This is a genomic window from Acinetobacter sp. YT-02 (assembly GCF_002412355.1).
GTDB classification, from domain to species: domain Bacteria; phylum Pseudomonadota; class Gammaproteobacteria; order Pseudomonadales; family Moraxellaceae; genus Acinetobacter; species Acinetobacter towneri.
Genome location: NZ_NOZT01000001.1, coordinates 119,898 through 146,332, shown reverse-complemented (window position 1 = coordinate 146,332; position 26,435 = coordinate 119,898). Strand labels below are relative to the sequence as shown.

The following is a 26,435-nucleotide window of genomic DNA, read 5'->3' as shown; positions in this document are numbered from 1 at the left end:
GTTTTTACATCTACAATAATTTATTTGATATTTAACTGTTTGTTTAATATGTAGTTAATTTTGCTCACGTTTTAAATTGTATTTTTATTGTGGTTTAAACTCTGCTCCTGTTTGTGTTGATGGGCAAGTTTGGCCGATTGTCTAGCTAACATACTCCCTAAAATAAAGCTGAACATATACATAAAAATGGTGTAAATCGCAGAAGGAATGGCAATTTCAGTGCTTTGCAAAACCGATAGCGCAACGGTTAAAGAAACAGCAGTGTTATGAATGCCAATTTCAAAACAACAAGAGCGTGCTTGTTGATCAGGCACACCAGCCAAATACGGCACAAGATAACCAATAAGTAAACTTAAAAAGCAAAAAAGCGCTGTGGCGATACCAATCGCACTGAAATAGTCAAAGACATTGGCGCGTTCGCGGAAAAGCGCATAAAAGAATAAAGCGAAAATGAAATAAATGGACATCAAACGCATAGGTTTGCCCAACTGTAATGCAATTTGTGGCATTGCATTACGCACCGCCATTCCTACACAAACAGGCACAATAATCAGTAAAAAAACCTGTGCCATTTTTTCAATTGGCATGCCAATTTGTTGTTGATCGGTCATAAAATACAGAAAAGACAAATTAACAATAAAAGGCAGCGTAAAGGTCGCCATCACAGAGTTCATTGCGGTTAGGGTAATATTTAGGGCAACGTCACCTTTATAAACATAGCTAAATAAGTTCGCAGTAGGCCCCCCTGGTGAGGCAGCAAGCAGCATTAAGCCAATTGCCAAGAGCGGTGGCAATTCTAAAAATAAACAAATTGAAAATGCTAAAACAGGCAAAATGACCAATTGTGAAAAAAGCGTTAAAAAAATGACTTTAGGAAATTGATTGACCCGAATAAAGTCTTTAGGCGTGAGTTGTAAGCCTAAGCCCATCATCATCACAGCTAAGGTCAGTGGTAGAAAAAAGGTAAAAAAGCCTGAATCCATAGCACATCCTTTATTTTTTTCTTATGGGTATAATTTTCCCTCTCTTTGCAGTGTAATTGTTTTTTGAGCTTGTGCAATAAACAAAGCAGTCACTTCTTATAAATGACTGCTTTGGTGTTATTTTCATGCTTTCAGTTTGAATGAATACCCGATCTGTTCATGAAAATATAGATTAAGTGATTGATCACATTGCAGCAGGGCGTGGTGGCGTAAAGCCTAAGGCACATTTGCCTTTTAACTCAGTACCATTGACTGTAATGACGGTGCTTTGCGCATCTGCCATACAAGAACGGTATAATTCAGGCTCATTGCCTTGTAATTGCACTGCTTTAGATGAACTAAAGAATTGTGGTTCACAGGTACCATTCCAGATAATCCCACGATAAGCAAAGCTTACAGGTGCGCCCTGAGTTTTACCTTTACAGACTTGCTGGAATTTTTGCGCGTTATAGACGGTTTCTACTTTATCATTTGCCTGCACTGCAAATGGACTGAAAAATAAGCCACAAAGCATAGAGGACAGCAAAATTTTCTTATTCATGATGTTTCCCTTTGTTTCTCATATCTGTGTTATTAGGATAAAAAATAGACAAATTAAAACAACGGTGATCTGGTTAATTTTTAGGTCTAAATGTTTTTATGTACAGTAAAAATGCAAATTTGGATTACAAAATATTAATTTTGTAGCGCGGTTAAGCCAATAAAATCGACTGAATCTGTCAACTTATGCCACAAGTTTTGCTATAATATTCCGTCTTTATTTTTTATCTCTCATTGACCATTATGCACTATCCTAAAGTTTACGATGTCATTGTTATTGGTGGCGGTCACGCAGGCACCGAAGCGGCGCTTGCAGCAGCACGTATGGGTCGTCAAACCTTACTCTTAACTCATAACATTGAGACTTTAGGGCAGATGAGCTGTAACCCTGCAATTGGCGGGATTGGTAAGTCGCATTTGGTACGTGAGATTGATGCCTTAGGCGGCGCAATGGCATTGGCTGCCGATAAAAGCGGGATTCAATTCCGTATTTTAAACTCGCGTAAAGGTGCTGCTGTTCGTGCAACACGTGCGCAGGCAGACCGAGTTCGCTTTAAAGCTGCGATTCGCGCCACTTTAGAAAACCAAGCCAATTTAGATATTTTCCAACAAGCAGCCGATGACCTGATTGTAGAAGGCGATACTGTAAAAGGTGTAGTCACTCAAATGGGGATTCGTTTTGATGCGAAAACCGTGGTATTGACCACAGGTACATTCTTGGGTGGTGTGATTCACATCGGTTTAGAAAAATCGAGCGGTGGTCGTGCAGGCGATCCTCCATCAATTGCTTTGGCGGCACGTTTACGTGAATTAAATTTGCCTGTAGGGCGTTTAAAAACAGGTACGCCACCACGTATTGATGCACGTTCAGTCGATTTTTCGGTCATGATTCCGCAGCCAGGTGATTTCCCATCACCAACCATGTCATTCATGGGTGATGTGTCGATGCACCCTGAACAAGTGAACTGCTATATCACCCATACCAATGAACGTACTCACGAAATTATTCGTGGTGGTTTAGATCGTTCACCGATGTATACAGGTGTGATTGAAGGTGTTGGCCCACGTTACTGCCCATCGATTGAAGATAAAATTCACCGTTTTTCTGATAAAGACTCGCATCAGGTATTTTTGGAGCCTGAAGGTTTAGATACACATGAATTGTATCCAAACGGGATTTCAACCTCTTTGCCGTTTGATGTGCAGTTCGAGTTAGTTCGTTCAATTCGTGGTATGGAAAATGCGCATATTTTGCGTCCGGGCTATGCAATTGAATATGATTACTTCAATCCACAAGCCTTGAAATTCACTTTGGAAACCAAAGCCATTAATAACTTGTATTTTGCAGGTCAAATTAATGGTACGACTGGCTATGAAGAAGCGGGTGCGCAAGGTGTGTTAGCTGGTTTGAATGCGGCACGTCGCGCTTGGGATCAGGAACAATGGACACCAAAACGTGACGAAGCTTATATTGGTGTATTGGTTGATGATTTGATCACGCTAGGTACCAAAGAACCGTACCGCATGTTTACCTCACGTGCGGAATACCGTTTGATGTTGCGTGAAGATAATGCCGATCAGCGTTTGACGCCAATTGGTCGTGAGCTTGGTTTGGTGGATGACACTCGTTGGGCAGCTTACTGTGAAAAAATGGAAGCAGTAGAACGTGAAACAGGGCGTTTACAACATTTGTGGGCTGCACCAAACAACCCAATGGGTAAAAAATTTGTTGAAATGACAGGTGCAGATTTATCCAAAGAATGTTCTGCGATTGATCTGTTAAAACGTCCAAATATCAGTTTTGCGCAAATCGCAGAATTAACGGGTTCAGACGTTTCTGCACAAGTGGGCGATCAAATTGAAATTGCAGTGAAATATGCAGGTTATATCAACCGTCAGCATGAAGATGTCGCACAATTAAAACGCTTGGAAGAAACCAAAATCCCTGCCGATTTTGATTATGATGCAGTGTCAGGTTTATCGCGTGAAATCACGCTAAAATTGAAGCATGTTTTGCCTGAAACTTTGGCACAAGCCAGTCGTATTCCAGGTGTGACACCTGCCGCAGTTCAATTGGTGATGATCACCATTCGTAAAAATGCACAGTCACGTAAATCTGCTTAAGGTTTGATGGATTGATGAAGAAGCCCACAATTTAAATTGCGGGCTTTTTTATGCGCCAAAGTAAATCAGATGCTAAGCAAAGAAGAAGTTGCGTATAAGAATAAATCTGATTTCGACTGCATATCTTATGATTTCACAGCTAGATCAGGAGCATTTAAAGTGACACTTATCAACATAGATAGGAGCAAAATATGACTTTAAAAAGCATTCGTTATAGTACAGCTGAACTGGCATGCCCACGCTGAACGATGCCGAGTCAATTTTAATTTTAACTTCAATCAGCAATCACAATAATTTGATTTAAAAGAGAACGATAATGCTATCGCTCCAATATATTTGGGGCTTTTTTATTCCTGAGTTTGATGCACCGCATTGGCAACTTCTACAGGTTCAATCTGAATTAGCTTTTTACCAAAACTACGCAACCACCAAACCAATTGTGAGGTAAACGGCACAGTGGCAGTCACCAACACATTACCATTTTCCAGTGTTTCCATAGTTTGATCTTTGCTTAATTGGCTTTCATCGAAGTATATGGCATCAGCTTTTTGCATGGTAAGTTTGAGCTGAATATTTTCAGTAGCTTTACTGAAATCGACTCTAAAACCTAATTCGCCAGATTCAATATAGGCATCAATATCAAAATTAACAGGATGCAAGGCGCGTGAATCTAAAACTTTGGCTGCTTTAAAACGATGCAGGGCAAAGGTTTGAATGTCGGTTTTGTCAAATCGAGTACAGATTAAATAAATCACCGCACCTTTTTGCACCAAAGCCAAAGGATTCAGCACATAAGTTTTTTCTTCGCCTGAATTGCTGCGTGATTGATAAATACATTCTAGTTGTTTGTCTTGGAGCAAGCCTTCATATATCGCCTGTTGTGCATTGCGGTCTACGACTGGTGGAATTAAAGGTTGTGTTGCAGGCACAATTCGCACACGATTAATCCATTGGCGGACATTGTTTTGGGTCGATAGACTGCGTCGTGCCAAATCAAACCATGGGTTCATTTCTTCAATCAAACTTGGCGGCAGCAGATGTTTTAAATGTTCCTCGACCATCATAAACGTTACCGCTTGAGAGCTGGTCATGTGCGGTAAACTTTGAATCGGTGCATCTGAACGCCAGCGCCAACCTTGTGGTACGGTACCATTACTTTCAATTGGAAAGCGCTGAGAAATTTGATTTAAGTCACGTTGAATCGTACGCAAACTAATGTCGATACCTTCACGTTGCAGGACATCGTGTAATTCACGTGTGCCCATCCATTTACCTGTAGAAAGGCGCGATAAAATTTGCCATTGGCGATATAAACTATTCGATGTTTCTTTTTCTTGTATAGACATATTCAATATTTACTAGGTCAATTCATACGGATGAAAACTTGTTCTTCCACACAATAAGAAAACTCGGAATGATTAGCAAGTTTTTTACTGAAAAAGGGCAAAATATAACCGCAGATTTTGCAGTAAATATCACAAAATTTGGACGGGCAAAGTTAATCAAATAATAGAAGTGAATCAGAAACTATGACCTCAAGCCATACTTGGATCAATTAGAAAAGCAAGATTGAATAGTTGTGTTTAAGTGAAAACCCGTCATTGTTTTGTATGGTAGATACAGGTTTATGTAAATAAAAGCGGTCTGAGTGGATGAGTGCTGTAGGTTAATTGGGCAAGGCGATTGAGGTGCTTTATCGCGATGAATTATCAACAGACCTTAGAGTTAGGAGGATGAAACAACCGTGAATTTATCTAGCAGCGATGCGCGAGAAATTTTTTGGTTAGCCCGATATTTAACCCGTATTCAATATGTATGTCAGCAATTTCCATTTAAACAAAATGATGCTGCTTTGACTTATGCACATGCCTTTTGTTTGCCTGCATTTGATGCAGCTTCTTTAAATGAATTGATTTTAAACGAAGAACAGCCTGCTTCATTTGCGATGCAGTTTGAGCAAACACGGACAAAAATTCAAAACTTGGCACAGGTGTTTTCTAAAGCTACTTATGTTGAATTACAGCAATGTATTCAAAATGCGTGCGATAACGCGAGTTATATTTGTGATGTGGTACAAGACTGCGAAGCACTATTAGATGCAGAACCACAGCAGATATATTTATTTTTCCAATTGGGGCAAAAAATTGAACAATTAGACCGACAAATTCGGTTAAAACAATCGACTGAAAAGACTTTGTCGCAATTGGAAATGATTGTGCAATGCCTAAAAGATTTAGGTTGGACGTCGTTTGTAGACGCATGGCAACAGCTGAAACAGCAACCCGATACCATGCATTTTTATCACTTTAGTGATCATATTCAGCACTTACTTTCGGTGGATTAAGCAGAACTTGTCATGTCAAATTAATCGACAACAATATTATTTTAAGCTCTGTGTAGTTAAAAAAATAGTGGAAGCCGAAGCTCCCATTATGTCTTAACTTATTACTGGCTTTGAACAGCTATCAAATTCAATAGCTTTGACTCGTGCAGTACTTTCGGCTCGGTTACTTAGTCGCGTTCAACCGCAAGTGCAACACCCATACCACCGCCTACGCAAAGCGTTGCGATGCCTTTTTTTGCATCACGGCGTTGCATTTCGTGTAGTAACGTCACAAGGATACGGCAACCAGAAGCACCAATCGGGTGACCGAGGGCAATTGCACCGCCATTCACGTTTACTTTATCTAAGTCTAAGCCTAGTTCTTTGGCAACGCCTAAAGCCTGAGCGGCAAAGGCTTCGTTAGCTTCAATCAAATCAACTTGATCTAAGCTCCAGCCTGCTTTATTCAGGGTTTTCTTTACCGCTTCAACAGGGCCAAGACCCATAATTTCAGGCTCAATACCCGACATTGCATAGGCTTTAATACGTGCTAAAGGTTGTAGACCTAAGGCTGCAGCTTTGTCTGCACTCATCATCAACACTGCTGCTGCACCATCGTTAATACCAGAAGCATTGCCTGCGGTTACGCTGCCATCTTTTTTGAACGCAGGGCGTAATTTATTCAGGCTTTCAAGGGTAGTATTGGCTTTGATGTATTCATCTTCAGCAAATACAATTGGGTCGCCTTTACGCTGTGGAATGCTTACAGCCGCAATTTCATCTTTAAATTTACCAGCCGCTTGTGCTGCAGCCGCGCGTTGTTGTGAAGTCAGTGCCAATTGGTCTTGTTCTTCACGGTTTAAACCAAGTTTTTCTACAATATTTTCTGCAGTAATACCCATGTGATATTGGTTATAGGCATCGGTTAAACCATCAGCCACCATGCTGTCTACCAATTGTGCATTACCCATTTTTTGCCCATTACGCAGCTGCATATAGTGTGCGCTTTGTGACATAGATTCTTGACCACCTGCGACCACAATCTCGGCTTCATCGCATTGAATGGCTTGTGCTGCCAAATGTACCGCACGCAAACCTGAACCACAGACGACATTCAGGGTAGATGCAGGCACTTGTACTGGAATGCCAGCAGCAATTGCTGCCTGACGTGCAGGGTTTTGTCCCACGCCTGTCGTGAGTACGTTGCCCATAATCACCTGATCAACTTGTTCAGGTTTTACATTGGCGCTGTCTAAAACCGCACGAATTGCTGTTTGCCCCAATTGTGGTGCAGATAAAGAAGCGAGACTACCTAAAAAGCTACCAATCGCAGTACGTTTTGCTGCAACAATCACAACCTCTTTCATTTTATATCCTTAAATTTTGTGTTCATATTTCTGTGGATGCACATGATATATAGCATGTGCATTGCTGTTGTTATATGACTGATTAAAATAAATTTACCAAAACATAGCGACCTGGTGCTGCTTCTATCATTGGATATTGCGCATTACCTAAGGAGCGGGCAGGGACTTGTTCGCCTGTATACGGTGTGACCCAAGCCTGCCAGCGTAGCCACCAAGATTCAGGATGATACTCTGCACCATCAAGCCATTGCTTGGTATTTTCAAACTTGGCAGTATTGGTATAGCAACCGTATTTATTACGACTTGGCGGATTCACAATGCCTGCCACGTGTCCAGATTCACCAAGTACCAGTGTAGATTCACTACCTAAGTAATCTGCACCACGGAAGCAGGTATCCCAAAGCGCGATATGATCTTCCTGCGTAGCAATAAAGAAGCTTGGAGTTTTGACACGAGAAAGGTTGAGTCCAACACCGTTCACTTTTACTGCATTTGGTGAAATCAATTCATTATTCAAATACAAATTACGCAATAAGAAATTATGAATTTTGGCAGGAATATTGGTGCCGTCGCTGTTCCAATACAAAATATCGAAATCTGAAGGCTCTTTGCCTTTTAAATAGTTCTCGATGTAGTAGTTCCAGTACAGGGTATTTTCACGTAACAAACTGAACGTGACTGCCAACTGGCGACCATCAAAATAACCCAATTGATTATTTAAGGTTTCTAAACCACTAATCACAGGTTCATTAATAAATACGCCTAAGCTGCCTGGGTTTTCAAAGTCGATAATGGTTGCCATATACGTGGCAGATTTCACATGACTTTTCAGGCGTTTTGCCAGGTAATAAGCCTGCGTTGCAGCAAGTAAAGTACCACCAATACAATAGCCGATACAGTTGGCTTCTTTTTCGCCTGTAATTTCTTCAATAACACGCAAAGCTTCAACTGCACCTGCGGTAATCAGATCTGCGAAAGTGAGTTCTTTTTGTTCGGCATTTGGGTTACGCCAAGACATTAAAAAGACCGTATGACCTTGCTGACGTAACCAGTTCACCAATGAGTTTTGTTCGCGTAAATCCAGCACATAATATTTATTAATAAATGGCGGCACGATTAGAATCGGGGTTTGATATACATTTTCCGTGGTTGCTTCATATTGCAACAACTGGAAAATTTCATTTTCAAATACTACAGCACCTGGCGTGTAGGCTAAATCTTTACCCAAGCTAAAAGAGTCACTATTGACCATGCGAATAGATAAATATTTTCCGCTATTGACCACATCATCATGGAAAATTTGCATACCACGGACAAGGTTTTCACCTTGTTCGGTAATGGTTTGCTGAATCACTTCAGGGTTAGTCCAAAGAAAATTGCTTGGAGATAAAGCATTAATCATTTGGCGGGTAAAAAAGTGAAGGCGGTAACGCACTTTGTCTGGCACGCCTTCTACGACATCCACCATATTTTGCACCAGTTGGCTAAACAGCAAATAAGACTGCGATAACAGGTCAAAATTGGGTTGTTCTTGCCATAATGGGCTGTTAAAACGACGATCACCACTTTCAGGCTGAATAAATGGCTCGATGTCTTTCGCCACACTGCGCATCATCACATTTTGGTAGATTTGCATTTGACCTTGCCACCAGCTCCATTGCATTTCCATCAAGCGTGCTGGATTTTTAGACAAAGCTTCAAAGAACATAGACATATCTTCTTTGTTGAGCTGTGTTAAGGCGTCATTAATAGGGCTTTGCCCATAATAAAATTCTTGTAGTTTTTTCCAGATATCATCGTGGCTAGAGAAAAATTGTAATATATTTTCTTTGAATTGAAATGAGTTCTGTTTCATTTCATCGCTCCATAGCACATGGCTTTTAGCAATCAAATTGAATGCAAGGCTGAAACTAAAACGGGGAAATTTTCACACTTCCCCGTAACATTCGTCCTGATAACGCATGGTTTTCAGAGCAGTGTTTATTTATTATTTGGCATTGAATCGCTGACTAACTTTTCAAATTCTGCTTTGACTTCTGAAGTCAGTGTTGCTAATTTTTTGCCATCTTCAATCATTTGCTGACTGAGTTTGTTCATAGTTTCTAATTGCTTGGTGGTGCAGTTCACCATGCTTTGCATGTCTTTCACTTCGCTATTGGCAAACATTTGTGCTAAACCAATGTTGGCATAGTTGCGTGCTGCTTCTAATTGTAGGTTGGTTAAGTTAGCAAAATTTTTTGCAACTATACTGTTGAATTTGGTGTACGGTTCAAACACGTTTTTGTATTGAGCATTCATGTTTGAAAATAAGTCGCCGTATAGCATGGGTGTCACTCCAGTAAATAAACTTGTAGATTAAAATGAGGTGTTACACGCTTAGTGCATGTATAAGCCGCCGTTGATTGATAAGGTTTCGCCTGTTACGTATGCAGCATGACCACTCACTAAATACATAACTGCTGCCGCAATTTCGGTAGGGGCGGCAAGACGTTGCAGAGGAATTTGTGCTTCAATGCTTTTAATTACTTCTTCGCGCATGGCTGTGACCATCGGGGTTGCGGTATAACCTGGTGCAACGACGTTCACGCAGATATTTGAACGTGCGCCTTCTTGCGCCAAAGCTTTGCTAAAGCCGATGATGCCTGCCTTAGTTGCAGAGTAGTTGGCTTGACCAAATTGACCTTTTAAACCGTTCACCGAACTAATGTTCACAATGCGACCAGACTTTTGTTCTAACATTTTGTTAAATACAGGCTGAGTCACGGTAAAAAGTGTTTTTAAGTTGGTTTCAATCACTTCAGACCACTGCGTATAGCTCATTTTTTTGAAAGTTGCATCGCGGGTAATACCAGCATTGTTGACCAACACATCTACACGACCTTCAGCATCAATTGCTTCTTGAATGGCTGCTGTAGCCGCTTCATGCTCATTTAAGTTGGTTAAAACAAAGCGCACATCACTTTCTGTAAAGCCTTCGTCTTTAAGCCATTGCTTTTCGCGATCTTCTTCTCTTGGTACAACCGTTGCAATAATTTTATAGCCTGCTGTAACCAGTTGACGGCAAATCTCACTGCCAATACCACCTAATGCACCCGTCACTAAAGCTACTTTTTGTTCAGACATATTCTTTTCCTAAGCAGAATAAGGTTATAAAAATTAAGGAGTTTTTCCTCTTTATTCTTGTTTAGAAATTAAGCGTTTTATATTTCAAAGAGGCTGCAGTTTGATGATGCTTTGAAGTCAAAAGTAAACAAATATTGGTAATAGATTATTTTCTTATCATGTGGATGCTTTTATAAATGGCTTAAATAGTCGTGAAGTCATTGATTCATCGTAGCGCGCAGCACAAACTTCTGAGAACTGGTGAAATGTGATTAATCCATGAATTTGAAGCGATGTGGCAGTTTAAAGACAGTGCGCGAGCATATTGTTTTTTCTTGAGATTTTGAGTGTGATTTTCAGCTAAATATTTGGATGACTGTAAAGCGCTAAATGCAAATGTGGGTGACCACAAATTTTTATCAATATGAATGGAAATAAAGTGAATTTAAGAAAATAAAAAGCGAAAAGAAAAATATAAGAAAGAAAAAGAGAATGGCTTAGACGATTGCATGCAGCAAAACTGCTACATGCAACAGATCGAAAAAAGAAAGTTAAATGCTGGTTGCCTTGCGCTGTGGGCGAGGGCTTAAACGACACAACAACTCATAGCCAATCGTACCATTGGCTGTGGCAACATCATCCACCAAACGGTGTTTGCCCCATAGTTCAACTTGTGTGCCTAATTCAACGTCTAAACCTGTGACATCAATGGCAATCATATCCATAGACACACGACCAAGCACAGGCGTTAATTTTGCACCAATCGCAACAAAATTTGGCTGAACAAATGTACGTGGATAACCATCGCCATAGCCAATTGAAACAATCGCAATTTGCATGGCTTGTTCTGCAGTAAAGGTTGAACCGTAGCCGACGTGTTCGCCTGCATCAATTTCATTTAGTGCGATCACTTCTGCGCTTAAAGTCATCACAGGCTTTAAGTCGAGTGTATGCACATTATGTGCGGCAAAAGGCGTTGCACCGTAAAGCATAATGCCTGGGCGTACATAATCAAAATGCAATTCGGGATAACGATAGATTGCAGCAGAGTTGCAGCAAGAAGCAAGAATAGGGCTGCAATTGTCTTTGACATGCAAAAATTGTGCGACTTGTTGATCATTCAAAGCATGGTCGCCATCGGCATTGGCAAAATGCATGGTCAACACACAGGTAAAACCTTCGGCTTTGAGCATGTGAATCACATCAATAATTTCAGGAATTTTAAAACCTAAACGATTCATGCCACTGTTGAGTTTGACCCAGACTTTTAAGCCTTGTGTGATGTAATCAGCTTTATGTTGTAGCAGCCAGTCGAGCTGTGCTTGATGATGCACCACACATTCTAATTTGTGTGCTAACACACTTTGCATTTCATCGGCAGAAAAAACACCTTCAATCAGGGTGATGGGCTGCGTATATCCCAATTCACGAATTTCTAAGGCTTCTTCAACGCAAGCGACACCAAAGGCATCGCTGTCTTTTAAGGCTGCTAAGCAGTCTTTTACACCATGTCCGTAAGCATTGGCCTTGACCATGCTAACAATTTTCGCTGTTGGGGCAAGTTGTTTGACACGGTTTAAATTATATTGCAGTGCCTGACTGTCAATATAAACTGTTGCTTGGCGCACCCTCGTTACTCCTTGGGAATGACAATTGGTAATTTGTGTTAGATACACTGTGGAGTGATAAATAAATACTAAAAATAGTTCTATTTAAAAATATTCACTATTGTAGACCTATCAACCTCAAATAGACATGAACATTTAAGTTTTTGATCATAAATTAACTTAAGATCGAAAAATCTATTAGGTTATTGATTGCAAATAATTTGTAAAAGTTTCAGGCTTTATTTTTCATATAAAACTATGCGTTCTAAAAGCTATTATGGCGTTAGATGCTCTCACTTAGGAAAATTCTGAACTGTACGAGTTATGGCAAGACTCAGAAGATTGTGGAGAGTGGGTTCGTAATTTAAATGAACTCAAAGAGAGATTAAACAATGCATTTTAAACTTGGATATGTTGAATAAATGATGAAAATATTTTGTTATCTGGGATGGAGTACTTTATTTTTTTGTCAGTCAGTTATGGCTTGTATGCCACATTCACCCAATGACGTTTTTATTGCCCGTTACCAAGGTTCACTGGCAGTACAGGAGAGTTCAGACTTCATTTTTGAACTCAGTTCAGGTCAATTTATTTTTCGCTCAATACTAGATGAGGTTAAATATAAAAAGCCTACTCAATGGTACAGTGGATTTTCAGGTAAAAGTACAGCTAAAAACCAATTAATTATTGGTTTAGCTTATGCACCAGATGGTGCTAAACCCCAGCAATATCAAGTAGTTTCATTTGCAACATTAAACTGTAAGAATGACCAGCTTGTTTTATCTAAACCGATTGTCCCATTTTTAGCTTGGAATAAGCAGACCTCAAATTGTTCTACAGTCGATAGATCAGAGGTTGGGATTTTAGATGGTTTTATAGACTATGATCAGACACATTATTTGGCGCAACTGCAACAAAAGTATCCGACATGCAAGCAATTAAATAAAGCATTTCCATCACTTGAAATGGAAGAAAATAGTCAAGATTATAATTTACTCTCAAGTTGGAAACTATGGTGGGCAAAGTTAATAAGTCAGATTAAAACATGGTTTTAATAAAAAAGAGCAATGCAAGCATTACTCTTCATCATCATACTGAGCATAATACTCAGGAGATAAGTTACTAAAACGCGTATATTGCCCTTCAAAAGCAAGACGTACCGTACCAATTGGGCCGTTACGCTGTTTACCAATAATAATTTCGGCAGTACCTGCTTCTTTAGATTCTTTATTGTAAACTTCGTCGCGGTAAATAAACATGATTAAATCCGCATCCTGCTCAATTGCACCAGATTCACGCAAGTCAGACATCACAGGGCGTTTATTAGGTCGGTTCTCTAATGAGCGGTTGAGCTGTGACAAAGCAATCACAGGGCAGTTCATCTCTTTGGCCAAGGCTTTTAAGCTACGTGAAATTTCTGAGATTTCGCCGACACGGTTATCGCCCATGCCTGGGACTTTCATTAACTGCAAATAATCGACCATGATACAGCCAATTTTACCGCCATGTTGTTTGGCAATGCGTCGCGCACGTGCACGTACTTCCGTAGGCGGCAGGGCAGATGAGTCATCAATATACAAATGCTTTTCTTGCAGTTGTAAAATCGTGCCTGTGACTTTTGACCATTCATCGCCACTGAGTTTACCTGAACGTAAATTCCCTTGATGCACTTTGCCGTATGCAGAAATTAAACGCATTGCGATTGAGTCTGCAGGCATTTCCATAGAGTAGACAAGGGCAGGCAAATCATTGTTAAACAAAACACTTTCGACCAAGTTCATGGCAAAGGTGGTTTTACCCATAGATGGACGCGCAGCGACAATAATCAAGTCACCCGCTTGCATGCCCGAAGTTTTATTATCTAACTCCACAAAGCCTGTGGTTAAGCCTGTGATGTTACCTTCCATTTTAGAAAGTTCATCAAGTTTGTCGAATACATCGGCAACCACGCTCGAAATGGCTTTTGGGCCTTGTGCTTTGGCATTGTTATTATGTTGTTCGGCAATTTGGAAAATATTGGTTTCGGCCAAGTCTAAAATTTCACTTACGCTACGACCTTTGGTGTCATAGGCATTTTGTAAAATTTCAGAACTGACTTTAATCATGTTTCTGAGGGTCGAGAATTCTTTAATTTTCGTGGCATAGGTTTCTAGGTTATAAAAACTAGAAGGCGAGTCTGCCATGAGCTGCATTAAGTATTCTTCCCCGCCTGCAGCTTCAAGTAAATTTTGTTTAATCAGCCAGTCATTCACCAATACGGCATCATAAGGTGAGTTTTCTTTAGACAAAGAATCAATGGCGCGGAAAATATATTTGTGGCGTGTCGCGTAAAAATCAGATTCTTGTAGCACATCACCCACTTGTTCAAAAGATTCGGCCACAGTCATTAACGCAGCCAAAACAGCTTGTTCGATGGCTAAGTTATGCGGTGGGGTACGAAACTCTTTAAGCGGGCTGTTCTCATTTGGTTTTAGATCAGACTTTGCAGTATGTTGCTTTGCGCTAGCAGTCGCCTGTGACATATAAATCCCTGATTTTTAAAACAGTAAATGCTGAATAATGCACGGGGATAGAATTTGAAACTCATATTCTTTCCACTTCCCGATGATACGCCCTCTAGAAAAAAAAGCGAGTAGATTTTGGCGAAGGATAAGTCAAAGCGTGCAGGACGATTTAGGAAAATTGTACTAATCGTATATTCTAAAGACAAAAAAAGAGCATGCGATTAGGCATGCTCTTTTCTTTTGCAGCAAATTACTCAGATACGATAGTAACGAGAACTTCAGCAACAACATCATGGTGCAATTGGATTGCGATGTTGAATTCACCAGTGTGACGAAGCGCACCGTTTGGTAAACGAACTTCTGCACGGTCAACTTCAAGACCAGCATTCGTTAACGCGTCAGCGATGTCACGAGTACCGATAGAACCGAAAAGTTTACCTTCATCACCAGCTTTAGCAGTGATTACGATGTTAACTTCGTTCAATTGGTCAGCACGTGCTTGAGCAGCAGCTAAAATTTCAGCTTCTTGCTTCTCAAGTTCAGCACGACGAGCTTCAAATGCAGCAGTGTTTGCTTCAGTTGCAGCAACTGCTTTACCTTGAGGGATCAAGTAGTTACGGCCGTAACCAGCTTTAACTGAAACTTTATCGCCTAATTTACCAAGGTTCTTAATGCGTTGTAATAAGATAATATCCACAGCTCAACCTCACTTATGATTGTCAGTGTAAGGGATCAACGCTAAGTAGCGAGCTTGTTTAATAGCAAGCGCTAATTGACGTTGGTAACGAGCTTTAGTACCTGTAATACGGCTAGGAACAATCTTGCCATTTTCAGTGATGTACTGTTTTAGTGTATCGATATCTTTGTAGTCGATGTACGTAACGTTCTCAGCTGTAAAGCGGCAGAACTTGCGACGACGGTAAAAACGTGCCATTGATGTTCTCCTTAAGCTTCAGCAGAGTCTTGGTTAGCGTGTTGTGCTTCTTCACGTTGAGCTTTACGCGCACGTTTTTCTTCAGCACTCTTAGCCAATAATGACTCTTCAGTGATAGCGTTTTCACGACGGATGATCAAGCTACGAAGGATCGCGTCGTTATAACGGAACAATTCTTCTAACTCGTCAAGCGTAGTTTGACCACATTCAACGTTCATAAGAATGTAGTGCGCTTTGTGAATTTTGTTAATTGGGTAAGCCAATTGACGACGGCCCCAATCTTCTAAACGGTGAATTTGACCTTCAGCTTCTTTGATGTGAGTTAGGTAACGTTCTACCATACCCACAACTTGATCGCTTTGGTCTGGGTGTACCAAAAGTACGATTTCGTAGTGACGCATTGTCAGCTCCTTACGGTTTATGCAGCCCCTGACTAAATTGAGCCAGAAGCAAGGAGTCACAACCGAAGTTGTGTCGCAAAATTGCGAAGCGTGAATTTTAGAGCTTTTACCAAGTAAATTCAAGGCTTGGTCTAAGAAAAGATCGGCTTGGGTAAAAAGGGAATGTAAAATTTTGCATCTATGATTGGAATTTAAATTTTATGCTTTGTATTTGTATGTCACTAACTTTTAGAGTGTTTAATGCAAAAATTATTAAGGACGAATAATTCAAAGACAGTTAATTGTTATTATTTAAATATTGAAGTGTGGAGAGGGTAGGCACTCCATTAAAAGATAGAGCTAAACTCTATCTTTTAAAAAAGTATGATTTGCATGCTTGGTGCGGTTGCTGTAAAGCTAAAACATAAACTCACAACAGTAATTAAAATAACCGAAAATAGGAAAAAGCGTTTTGCCCATAATTGATCATTTTCTGCTTTGAAGCCAATGACGCCAATATAGAACCAATAAATACAAAGTGCATTCAAAATAACCAGATATAGCCAGTTTGCATAACCAAATACAAACAGTCCATTCATGGCAACGGTAAATAACACCACATAAATTAGTGATTCAATTTTCGTTCGTAAAATTGAACGAGCAACTGGCAAAATTGGAATCCCCGCATTTTTGTAATCATCAAAACGGTAAATTGCAATCGCCCAAGAGTGGGGCATTTGCCAAAGTGCATAACCTAAAAAGATAAGTAGTGCAGCTAAGTCAAATTGATTTGCAACAGCGGTATAACCAATGACAGGTGGGCTTGCGCCTGAAATACTGCCAATAATGGTTTGATGAATTGTTGTGCGTTTGGTCCATAGACTGTAAAAGCCGACATAAACCACGAAACCAATCAGTGCAAAAAGAAAAGCGTATGCGTTAACTCCAAACCATAAAATGCTAAAACCAATTATGCCCAATACCACTGAATAAATCAGCGCAATAGGAACAGAAACAGTTTTTTTCACTAAAGCACGGTTTTGTGTGCGTTGCATTTTTTGGTCGATGTCTTGGTCAATAATATTGTTGACCACACATCCTGAGGCGACAACAAGCGTTGTACCAAGCAGAGTAAGCAGTAGGAGAAGGAAATCTACAGAACCTTGGGCAGCTACAAAGTAGCCACCCAAAGTGGTAATAAAATTACCAAAGAGAATTCCTGGCTTTGTCAGGAATAAATACTTTTTCAGCATGACAACCAGTTTAGATCATCATGTTGTAGTGTAGGTAGTTCATGATCCATACAGAACCAACCAAAAGGATGGCAATGGTCAGAATGGTATACACGAATGCAATCACGTTCCAACGTTGCTCTGAAGAAGAATTCATATGCAAGAAATAAATTAATTGAATAAGAATCTGAGCAACTGCTGTAATCGAAATAACAGTAATCAAAATACCACGGCCAAAACCACCTGCCATAACCATACCAAAAGGAATAATGGTAAGGATAACAGAAAGGATAAAGCCAATCGTATATTGCTTAGTGTTACCGTGTGATGCACCAGCAGAGTTGTGATCGTGACTCATTAGAGAACTCCCATCAAGTAAACTACGCTGAATACACAGATCCAAACGATGTCAAGGAAGTGCCAGAACAAGCTTAGGCAAGCTAAACGACGCATGTTCGGAATAGTCAAACCATATTTCTTGATTTGAACCATTAACACGATCATCCAAACTAAACCTGAAGTTACGTGAATACCGTGCGTACCAACCAAAGTAAAGAACGCAGATAAGAACGCACTCGTACTTGGACCATGTCCAGCGTGAACTAAATGGTTGAACTCATAAAGTTCCATACCAATAAAGATCGCACCGAAAACCCAAGTCACGCCTAACCAAGTTAGAACTTTAGCAACATCTTTCTTGTAAGCAGCTAAAACGGCAAAACCGAAAGTTACAGAAGAAATCAACAGGGCAAAAGTTTCTGTTAAAACGAAGCCTAATGACTCGCCAAACAAATCTTTAGCTGTTGGAGTGCCTACTGGAACGTGGCTACTTAATACAGCGAACGCGATGAAGAGTGTACCGAAAATTACAAGGTCACTCATCAAGTAGGTCCAGAAACCAAAGACGGTGATGTCCGTATCATCGTGGTGATGATCATCATGTCCGTGGTTGTCGTGATGAAGTACTTCAGCCATGTCTTAGTCCTTCTTCAAGTGTTTTTCAAGGATCGCATAGCGTTCGTTTTCAATACGCTCAACTTCAGCAGCAGGAACATAGTAGTCCACTTTCTTCGTGAAAGAACTCACGATGAAGCTGATGATTGCCGCAATGAACGTAACGATTGCTAGCCACCAAATATGCCAGATTAATGCGAAGCCCATAGTTGTAATAAACATTGCAATTATGAAGCCAGCTGCACGGTTAGTTGGCATATGGACATCTTCATACTTCGTTGGACGAGCGTATGCAACACCATTTTCTTTGTCAGTCCAGAAAGTATCAATACCATTGATCTTTGGAAGGTGAGCAAAGTTATAGAACGGTGCTGGAGAAGAAGTAGCCCACTCAAGCGTACGGCCATCCCATGGATCTCCAGTAAGGTCTAAGCGTTGGTTGCGTTGTAGGAAGCCAACCACAATCTGCATAACGAAGCAGAATAGACCAATAGCAATTAACACAGAACCGAAGAACGCAATTGCCAAGTATGGATCCCATTCAGGGTTGTCATAAGTATTCAAACGACGAGTCATACCCATGAAACCAAGGATATAAAGTGGCATGAATGCAAAGTAGAAACCGAAGAACCAGAACCAGAATGCTGCTTTACCCCAAGTTTCATTGAGTCTCCAACCAAACATTTTTGGCCAGTAGTAAATGATACCTGCGAACATCGCGAATACTACACCACCAATAATTACGTTATGGAAGTGAGCAATTAGGAATAAAGAGTTGTGTACAAGGAAGTCCGCTGGTGGAACTGCCATTAATACACCTGTTAAACCACCGATACCGAAAGTCACAAGGAAGCCAAGTGTCCAAAGCATTGGGGTAGTGTAGGTAATACGACCCTTGTACATGGTGAATAACCAAGAGAAGATTTTCACACCAGTAGGAATCGCAATAATCATGGTCATGATACCGAAGAACGCGTTAACGTTGGCACCTGCACCCATGGTAAAGAAGTGGTGAACCCATACAACGAGTGATAACACACCAATTGCAACAGTTGCGTACACCATTGATTTGTAACCGAACAACGTTTTGCGAGCAAAAGTCGCAGTTACTTCTGAGTAAATACCAAATGCTGGTAATACTAAGATATAAACTTCTGGGTGACCCCATGTCCAAATCAAGTTTACATACAACATTGGGCTACCACCCATGTCGTTCGTAAAGAAGTGGAAACCGAAGTAACGGTCAAGCGTTAACATTGCAATTGTCGCAGTTAAAACTGGGAATGTTGCAATGATAAGTACCGCAGTAACTAATGTTGTCCAAGTGAAAACAGGCATGTCCATAAGTTTCATGCCAGGCGCACGCATTTTGATGATGGTAACGAAGAAGTTAACACCAGTAAGAAGCGTACCTAGACCAGAAACCTGAAGTGCCCAAATATAGTAGTCAACACCAACACCTGGAGAGTATTCGATACCAGATAGAGGAGGATAAGCCATCCAACCTGTAGCAGCGAATTCACCTAATGCAAGTGAAACCATCATTAAACCTGCAGCACCAGCGAATAACCAGAAGCTTAAAGAGTTTAATAACGGGAAGGCTACGTCACGAGCACCAATCTGTAATGGTACAGAGATGTTCATTAAGCCAACAACAAGACCCATTGCCACGAAGAAGATCATGATTACACCGTGTGCGGTGAAAATCTGGTCATAGTGTTCTGGGTGTAAATAGCCTTCACCACCACCTTTTGCAAGGAACTGTTGAAGACGCATCATGATCGCATCTGCGAAGCCACGAAGTAACATGACTACAGATACAAAGATATACATGATACCAATTTTTTTATGGTCTACAGATGTGAACCATTCGTTCCACAAGTAGCCCCATTTTTTGAAGTAGGTAATACCAGCAATCGCTGCAAGACCACCTAAGATCATCGCTGCAACAGTTACCAATACGATTGGATCGTAAGGAATTGCATCTGGACCTAACTTACCTAATAAGCTCATGTCTTATTCCCCTTGAGAAGCAGTCGCATGTTCAACTGCTACATGAGTTTCAGAAGCAGGCGCTTCACCAGCCACTACAGGAGCTGAATGGTCAGCACCATGGTAGTTACTCATATAGTTATTGATCACTGATTCAAACAAGCCTTGCTCAACAGAAGAGTAATAAGTCACAGGATGTGGCTGAGTCTTATATGGACCTTCTTTTAAAGCCGTTGCAGCAAGTTTTTTCTCTAATTCAGTTTTGGCGTTACGAACCATTGCATCAATTTGTTTCTGTGAACGGTTACCGTCACGTAAAGAAGCAAATTCAGCTTGATCTAAAACTGTTTTTTGAACAGCTTGAGGATTGATAGTCGTACCTTGACCTGCTTTAACAGCTGTTACCCATTGCTCAAAATCAGCTTGAGTTACAGAGTGAGCTTTAAAGCGCATTTGCGAGAAACCATAACCTGAGTAGTTAGATGAGAAACCACGGAATTCGCCCGTGTTGTCTGCTAAAACGTTCAAGTGAGTTTGCATACCCGCCATTGCATAAATCTGACCAGATAATGCAGGGATAAAGAACGAGTTCATTGTGAAGTTAGATGTTAAACGTAAGCTTACAGGCGTTTGCTCTGGGAAGCGTAATTCGTTAACAGTAGCAATGTTCTGTTCTGGGTAGATGAAGATCCATTTAAATTGTTCAGCAATAACTTGAACAGTTAAAGGAGCTTTTTCGGATTCTAGCGGACGGTAAGGGTCGTACTTGTGGGAACCCCACCAAGTTAACCAAGCTAAAATACAAATAATAATAACAGGTATACCCCATACTACAATTTCAATTGCAGTAGAGTGTGACCATGTTGGTTGATAGTCTGCGTCTTTATTCGATGCGCGATATTTCCAACCGAACCACAATGCCATAATTGCAGATGGAATAACCACCAATAGCATTAGGTAAATCGCAGTCATCATCAGGTTACTTTGACCTGCTGCAACTGGACCTTTTGAGTTCAGAAGTACTAAATCACCGCCACACCCAGTTAAGAGTGCAGCCATCGTAGATAAAGACAATACAGCTAAAATCGTTTGTCTCATTTTACAACCTCGGTGAAGAGTCCCATTCCCTAATTTAATATGGGATAGCGATTAAAGTGTCGCATGATTAAAAAGACATCAAAAAAGATGAAAAAGTCTTCTTAATCATCGGACACCGCTACGTTGTAGGGCATTATGCCTGATATCGACAAACTAAGCTACACATAAAGCGGCTTTAAGTGGAGGGAATGAAAACCAATTTTTATACTCGGAAGTATTTGTGTTAATTTTAATTTATTTATATTTATCAATATTATAAGAAAAAAGGGATGATCAATCATCCCTGAATAAATAAAATCAAATTATTGCTTTACGACTTTGGTTTTGGCGAGTTTATCGTGCAAAGCCTGTCGTTTTGCACCAAATGCAAAGCCATAATCTAAAATTGTGATGAAGGGCATAAACATCATATTCAAAATAATGAAAATGATAGAGCGAATAGTAAACACACGCATTAGGCTGACTTTTTCATCGGTTTCAGCATCGACAATCTTAATTTTAGTCAGACGTTTGCCAATACTTTGTCCAGTTTTAGCCAGCAGGAAGGCTTGTATGCCCAGCATAATCAATAAATAAATTGCCACCGCTTGCCAAGCTTGCATTGGAATGAGCTGAAAGAGTTCAGTTTGCAATTGCATGGCTTGATCAGACGTTGTCGCTGCCTGCATTTTTTGTTGTAAACCAGACAATTGTTCAAACTGGTCCGCATTTAAGAAAAAAGAGGGAAGTGCTGCTGCAGGCAACCATAACAACATGTCTATAATTTTGGCTAAAGCACGTTGGTTAATGCTCGCCAATTCATTTTTTGTTGCCTGTGTTCTTGAATTTGATGATGCTGAGCTTGGTCGTGATGTGTTTGTAGCCGTGTAATCTGTATTTTGAAAAGGTGAATGTTCAGGGGCAGGTGGTGTGCTGACGTAGCCTTGTGGTTCATATACAAGTTTACCTTGGGTGAGTTCACCTAAAGCTTTCCATTCGCTCATGCCTTGGTGCCAAGCCAAATCTGTCAGCAACACTTGTTGGCTGGCGAGCATTTGGTTGAGCTGCTCTAAGGTGTATGGCCCAGCTTGTTGATTATTTCGTGCCAAGTAAATTTGCATAAATATAAAATCTCAAAAAATGAATTTGAAAAAAAACCCACGCAGGTGCATGGGTTTTCTTTTAACACGTTTTACTACGCTTGTTGAGCTTTTTCTTCAGAAAGGAAGAACCAAGTGTCTAAAACTGAGTCTGGGTTTAAAGATACAGATTCAATACCTTGTTCCATTAACCAACGTGCAAGGTCAGGGTGATCTGAAGGGCCTTGACCACAGATACCGACATATTTACCTGCTTTACGGCATGCGTGAATTGCCATAGAAAGTAATGCTTTCACTGCAGGGTCACGTTCATCGAACAGGTGAGAAACAATGCCTGAGTCACGGTCTAAACCAAGTGTTAACTGAGTTAAGTCATTTGAGCCGATAGAGAAACCATCGAAATGCTCAAGGAATTGTTCAGCCAACAATGCGTTGGTTGGTAATTCACACATCATGATCACTTTCAGACCATTTTCACCACGTTTTAAACCATTCAGCGCAAGCAATTCGATCACACGTTTTGCTTCAGCAACGGTACGTACAAATGGAATCATAATTTGTACGTTGGTTAAGCCCATTTCGTCACGTACTTTTTTCAAGGCACGACATTCAAGCTCGAAGCAGTCACGGAAATTGTCAGACACATAACGACTTGCACCACGGAAGCCCAACATTGGGTTTTCTTCTTCTGGCTCATATAACTTACCACCAATTAAGTTTGCGTATTCGTTTGATTTGAAGTCAGACATACGCACAATCACTGGTTTGTCAGCGAATGCAGCAGCAAGGGTAGAAATACCTTCAACCAATTTTTCTACATAGAATTCGATTGGCGATGAATAGCCCGCAGTACGCGCCATAACTGCTGCACGTGTTTCACGTGGTAAGCTGTCAATATTAAGCAATGCTTTAGGATGCACACCAATCATACGGTTGATGATGAATTCTAAACGTGCAAGACCAATCCCTTCGTTTGGAATTTGAGCAAAGTCAAATGCGCGGTCTGGGTTACCAACGTTCATCATGATTTTGAACGGAAGTTTAGGCATAGATTCGATTGAGTTCTTTTGAACTTCAAAATCTAAAGCACCTTCATAAATGAAACCTGTGTCGCCTTCGGCGCAAGAAACTGTAACTTCCTGACCATCAGTCAAAACTTCAGTTGCATTACCACAACCTACAATTGCAGGTACGCCTAATTCACGGGCAATAATTGCAGCGTGACAAGTACGACCACCGCGGTTAGTGACAATTGCAGCAGCACGTTTCATCACTGGTTCCCAGTCTGGATCAGTCATGTCTGAAACAAGAACGTCACCTTCCTGAACTTTGTCCATTTCTTTAATAGACGTTACAACGCGGACTCTACCAGAACCGATACGCTGACCAATTGAACGACCTTCACAAATGACCGTACCTTTTTGTTTCAATAGGTAGCGTTCCATAGTACCGATGTTTTCACGGCTTTTTACAGTTTCAGGACGTGCTTGAACGATGTAGATTTGACCGTCATCACCATCTTTTGCCCATTCAATATCCATAGGCGCTTGATAATGTTCTTCAATAATTAACGCTTGTTTCGCTAATTCTTGTAGTTCGTGATCATTTAAAGAGAACTGTTGGCGATCTTGTTTTTCAACATCGACCACAACTACAGATTTACCAGCCGCGCCTTCTTCACCATAAATCATTTTTTGGTGTTTAGAGCCAAGGTTACGACGTAAAACTGAGTGTTTGCCTGCTTTTAATAAAGGCTTAGAAATATAGAATTCATCTGGGTTAACTGCACCCTGAACCACCATTTCACCCAAACCATAAGAAGCAGTAATGAATACAGCATCACGGAAACCAGATTCTGTATCTAGGGTAAACATTACACCAGCAGCGCCAGTTTCTGAACGTACCATACGTTGTACGCCTGCAGACAAAGCAACGACATCGTGGTCAAAGTTTTGGTGTACACGGTAAGAAATCGCGCGGTCGTTGTACAAAGATGCAAAAACTTCTTTAATGGCAATTAATACGTTGTCAATGCCACGGATGTTTAGGAATGTTTCTTGCTGACCTGCGAAAGATGCGTCTGGTAGATCTTCTGCAGTTGCAGATGAACGAACGGCAACCGCGATGTTTGGGTTGCCGTTAGAGAGTGCTTCAAAAGCAACTCGGATTTCTTGTTCTAGTGATGCAGTAAGCGGAGTGTCGACAATCCATTGACGAATTTTTGCACCAGTTTCAGCAAGCGCATTCACGTCATCTACATTGAGTGTTTTTAGCTCTGCTTGAATTTTAGCGTTTAGGCCACTTTGCTCGAGAAATTCACGATAAGCAGCAGCTGTTGTTGCAAAGCCACCTGGTACCGATACACCAGCATTAGATAAGTGGCTGATCATTTCGCCCAAAGATGAGTTTTTCCCACCCACGAGCTCAACATCGTGTTTCCCTAATTTTTCCAGACCAATTACGCGCGCTTCCAAAGTTGTTACTCCACTTTTGCAGTATTAATCACTATCTTGTCATGAAATTATAATAAATCTACTTAGCAATTTGGTTTTACTAAGCGACAGTCATGTAAGATCGGTTTACTATAAAGATTATATAGCACTAAGACAAATGTTTAAGGAGAATTTTAATGTCAGATGGTAAACAAATTAAGCGGAGTGTTTTTTTTATTTCCGATGGAACTGCAATTACGGCTGAAACCCTTGGACATTCACTCTTAGCGCAATTTCCAAATGTGGACTTTGATATTCATATTCATCCTTATATTACGTCTGAAGAAGCGGCTATGAATGTGGTGGCAGAGATTAATGCCCGAGCACAAACTGATGGTCAATTACCTTTGGTGTTTGATACCTTGGTTGACCAATATGTGCGTGACATTATCAACACTGCCAAAGCAATTAATTTAGATGTATTTGAAGGCTTAATTAGTAAGCTTTCTGAAGAGTTAGGAACACCACCAACCACTTTGGTCGGGCAGACGCATGCCGTAACAGATTCTGAATCTTACAAGGCACGTATTGATGCGGTGCATTTTGCCTTAGATAACGATGATGGCGCACGTACACGCCATTACGACAAGGCCGATCTGATTCTGATTGGGGTGTCGCGTTCGGGTAAAACGCCAACTTCCATCTACCTTTCTTTACAGTTCGGGATTCGTGTGGCGAACTATCCATTGACTGAAGAAGACCTCGATGACAACCGTTTGCCAGCCGTATTAAAGCCGCATAAACATAAGTTATTTGGCTTGATGATTGATGCTGAACGCCTTGTGGCAATTCGTACTGAACGTAAAGCCAATAGCCGTTATGCAAGTTTTAATCAATGCCAAATGGAATTACGTGCGATTGAAGGTATTTATATTTCAGAAGGGATTAAATATTTAAATGTTTCAGAAATGTCGATTGAAGAAATTTCAACACGTGTTTTACAAATGACAGGTTTAAAACGTCGTATTGGTTAATGAAACTATATGTATTAAAAGAGCCAAAATTTTATTTTGGCTCTTTTTTATTGGATTTAAATAGAATAAAAATCAAGCTACTATTTATTTAAATGATAATGCTTTTAGTGTGACTTAAAATGTAGTGATAATGGTATCAATTGGATGTTCTTGTCCATCAATACTATGCACGCTATGTGCACAGACTTTGACAATTGGCCAAGTAATCAAATGGCAATTTTCGCGTTGTAAAGCTGAATAATAATGATCAGATTTAAAATAGCGTTGATGTGTATCTGCAATGTTTGGTGTGAGTTGACGTTTAAGCCACGTGTCTTTGACTTGAGCATCTAAAAAGCGTAAAGCCAAAATATTTTTGACGCGGTTATTAAACAAACGTCGATTTTTAAACACCAAAGGATGGCTAATTAGGCGATGGATGCCACGTTCTGTACTTGGCAGGACAAAATGCGGTGCAATTTGAAAGACTTGAACAGATGTTGCTTGCTGACAAATTCTATCGAGTTGTGCCACGCTGTCCTGATTTGCACCAATAACTGCAACGCGTAAACCTGTGAAGTCATGCTGTTTGATTTCAGTTGCAGGAATGCATTCGCCTTGGAATTCTTGAAAATCTGCCAAGCAGTTTTGAAAAGCGTGTCTATGTACGTCGTGTTTAGGACTGACCATGCTGAATCTCTTGATATATTCATTTTATAAATTAGAACATTTACTCTATTTTGTTGGGGCAGTACTGTTTGGTAAAGTCTT

Annotated in this window: 24 protein-coding genes; 4 read left to right on the top strand and 20 right to left on the bottom strand. The window is 40.5% G+C overall.

Annotated features, from left to right (window positions below):
- Window positions 1–71: 71 nt before the first annotated feature.
- Window positions 72–983, bottom strand: coding sequence for a bile acid:sodium symporter family protein (locus CF596_RS00675; RefSeq protein ID WP_004973134.1), 912 nt, complete (start codon window positions 981–983; stop codon window positions 72–74).
- Window positions 984–1,167: 184 nt separating this feature from the next.
- Entirely contained in the window at window positions 1,168–1,524 is a 357-nt protein-coding gene (locus CF596_RS00670; protein WP_004973135.1) for a hypothetical protein, read from the bottom strand.
- Window positions 1,525–1,766: 242 nt separating this feature from the next.
- On the opposite strand from CF596_RS00670, the gene mnmG reads away from it, so the two are divergent.
- Complete coding sequence (mnmG, locus tag CF596_RS00665; protein WP_096900911.1) at window positions 1,767–3,647, top strand: tRNA uridine-5-carboxymethylaminomethyl(34) synthesis enzyme MnmG; 1,881 nt, start codon at window positions 1,767–1,769, stop codon at window positions 3,645–3,647.
- A gap of 347 nt (window positions 3,648–3,994) precedes the next feature.
- On the opposite strand, the gene CF596_RS14830 is transcribed toward mnmG, so the two are convergent.
- Window positions 3,995–4,993 (bottom strand): WYL domain-containing protein, encoded by a 999-nt coding sequence (locus tag CF596_RS14830; RefSeq protein WP_004973137.1) that lies wholly within the window; start codon window positions 4,991–4,993, stop codon window positions 3,995–3,997.
- Between the two features lie 398 nt (window positions 4,994–5,391).
- Here CF596_RS14830 and CF596_RS00655 point away from each other — a divergent pair, with 398 nt between their 5' ends.
- On the top strand, window positions 5,392–5,991 hold the full coding sequence (locus tag CF596_RS00655) for a hypothetical protein (RefSeq protein WP_004973138.1): 600 nt from the start codon (window positions 5,392–5,394) through the stop codon (window positions 5,989–5,991).
- A 167-nt stretch (window positions 5,992–6,158) separates the two neighbouring features.
- Here CF596_RS00655 and CF596_RS00650 read toward each other — a convergent pair whose 3' ends face one another.
- From CF596_RS00650 to alr, 5 genes are all read right to left on the bottom strand, one after another.
- Window positions 6,159–7,337, bottom strand: coding sequence for an acetyl-CoA C-acetyltransferase (locus CF596_RS00650; RefSeq protein ID WP_096900910.1), 1,179 nt, complete (start codon window positions 7,335–7,337; stop codon window positions 6,159–6,161).
- Between the two features lie 82 nt (window positions 7,338–7,419).
- Entirely contained in the window at window positions 7,420–9,192 is a 1,773-nt protein-coding gene (locus tag CF596_RS00645) for a class I poly(R)-hydroxyalkanoic acid synthase (protein WP_096900909.1), read from the bottom strand.
- Window positions 9,193–9,317: 125 nt separating this feature from the next.
- Window positions 9,318–9,662, bottom strand: coding sequence for a phasin family protein (locus tag CF596_RS00640; RefSeq protein ID WP_004973142.1), 345 nt, complete (start codon window positions 9,660–9,662; stop codon window positions 9,318–9,320).
- 51 nt (window positions 9,663–9,713) lie between these two features.
- Window positions 9,714–10,460, bottom strand: a complete 747-nt coding sequence (locus CF596_RS00635) for a beta-ketoacyl-ACP reductase (protein ID WP_096900908.1) — start codon at window positions 10,458–10,460, stop codon at window positions 9,714–9,716.
- A gap of 530 nt (window positions 10,461–10,990) precedes the next feature.
- A complete protein-coding gene (alr, locus tag CF596_RS00630) occupies window positions 10,991–12,067 on the bottom strand; it encodes an alanine racemase (RefSeq protein WP_096900907.1) in 1,077 nt (358 codons plus the stop codon).
- Window positions 12,068–12,534: 467 nt separating this feature from the next.
- Here alr and CF596_RS00625 point away from each other — a divergent pair, with 467 nt between their 5' ends.
- A complete protein-coding gene (locus CF596_RS00625) occupies window positions 12,535–13,101 on the top strand; it encodes a hypothetical protein (protein ID WP_026438364.1) in 567 nt (188 codons plus the stop codon).
- A gap of 21 nt (window positions 13,102–13,122) precedes the next feature.
- Here the strand turns inward: CF596_RS00625 and dnaB are convergent, their stop codons facing one another.
- From dnaB to ppsA, 11 genes are all read right to left on the bottom strand, one after another.
- Window positions 13,123–14,568 (bottom strand): replicative DNA helicase, encoded by a 1,446-nt coding sequence (dnaB, locus tag CF596_RS00620; protein ID WP_004973149.1) that lies wholly within the window; start codon window positions 14,566–14,568, stop codon window positions 13,123–13,125.
- Between the two features lie 232 nt (window positions 14,569–14,800).
- Window positions 14,801–15,247: a 50S ribosomal protein L9 gene (gene rplI / locus CF596_RS00615; RefSeq protein WP_004973150.1), complete on the bottom strand. Its 447-nt coding sequence runs from the start codon at window positions 15,245–15,247 to the stop codon at window positions 14,801–14,803.
- A 9-nt stretch (window positions 15,248–15,256) separates the two neighbouring features.
- On the bottom strand, window positions 15,257–15,484 hold the full coding sequence (gene rpsR, locus CF596_RS00610; RefSeq protein WP_004719336.1) for a 30S ribosomal protein S18: 228 nt from the start codon (window positions 15,482–15,484) through the stop codon (window positions 15,257–15,259).
- A gap of 11 nt (window positions 15,485–15,495) precedes the next feature.
- Window positions 15,496–15,885, bottom strand: coding sequence for a 30S ribosomal protein S6 (gene rpsF, locus CF596_RS00605; RefSeq protein ID WP_004973153.1), 390 nt, complete (start codon window positions 15,883–15,885; stop codon window positions 15,496–15,498).
- Between the two features lie 353 nt (window positions 15,886–16,238).
- Window positions 16,239–17,117: a heme o synthase gene (gene cyoE, locus CF596_RS00600; protein ID WP_096900906.1), complete on the bottom strand. Its 879-nt coding sequence runs from the start codon at window positions 17,115–17,117 to the stop codon at window positions 16,239–16,241.
- A 10-nt stretch (window positions 17,118–17,127) separates the two neighbouring features.
- Window positions 17,128–17,454 carry a cytochrome o ubiquinol oxidase subunit IV gene (locus tag CF596_RS00595; RefSeq protein ID WP_004973158.1) on the bottom strand — a complete coding sequence of 109 codons (327 nt, stop codon included), beginning with the start codon at window positions 17,452–17,454 and terminating at the stop codon, window positions 17,128–17,130.
- Window positions 17,454–18,071: a cytochrome o ubiquinol oxidase subunit III gene (cyoC, locus tag CF596_RS00590; RefSeq protein ID WP_096900905.1), complete on the bottom strand. Its 618-nt coding sequence runs from the start codon at window positions 18,069–18,071 to the stop codon at window positions 17,454–17,456. The genes CF596_RS00595 and cyoC overlap by 1 nt, the downstream gene beginning before the upstream one ends.
- A gap of 3 nt (window positions 18,072–18,074) precedes the next feature.
- Entirely contained in the window at window positions 18,075–20,063 is a 1,989-nt protein-coding gene (cyoB, locus tag CF596_RS00585) for a cytochrome o ubiquinol oxidase subunit I (protein ID WP_096900904.1), read from the bottom strand.
- A 3-nt stretch (window positions 20,064–20,066) separates the two neighbouring features.
- Window positions 20,067–21,140, bottom strand: a complete 1,074-nt coding sequence (gene cyoA, locus CF596_RS00580) for a ubiquinol oxidase subunit II (protein ID WP_004973169.1) — start codon at window positions 21,138–21,140, stop codon at window positions 20,067–20,069.
- Between the two features lie 302 nt (window positions 21,141–21,442).
- Window positions 21,443–22,240: an RDD family protein gene (locus CF596_RS00575; RefSeq protein ID WP_004973172.1), complete on the bottom strand. Its 798-nt coding sequence runs from the start codon at window positions 22,238–22,240 to the stop codon at window positions 21,443–21,445.
- 74 nt (window positions 22,241–22,314) lie between these two features.
- The gene (gene ppsA, locus CF596_RS00570; RefSeq protein WP_096900903.1) at window positions 22,315–24,693 is read right to left on the bottom strand and encodes a phosphoenolpyruvate synthase; all 2,379 of its coding nucleotides are present in this window, start codon (window positions 24,691–24,693) and stop codon (window positions 22,315–22,317) included.
- 155 nt (window positions 24,694–24,848) lie between these two features.
- Here ppsA and CF596_RS00565 point away from each other — a divergent pair, with 155 nt between their 5' ends.
- Window positions 24,849–25,685, top strand: coding sequence for a pyruvate, water dikinase regulatory protein (locus CF596_RS00565; protein ID WP_096900902.1), 837 nt, complete (start codon window positions 24,849–24,851; stop codon window positions 25,683–25,685).
- Window positions 25,686–25,799: 114 nt separating this feature from the next.
- On the opposite strand, the gene CF596_RS00560 is transcribed toward CF596_RS00565, so the two are convergent.
- A complete protein-coding gene (locus CF596_RS00560; RefSeq protein ID WP_004973179.1) occupies window positions 25,800–26,354 on the bottom strand; it encodes a hypothetical protein in 555 nt (184 codons plus the stop codon).
- Window positions 26,355–26,435 lie beyond the last annotated feature (81 nt).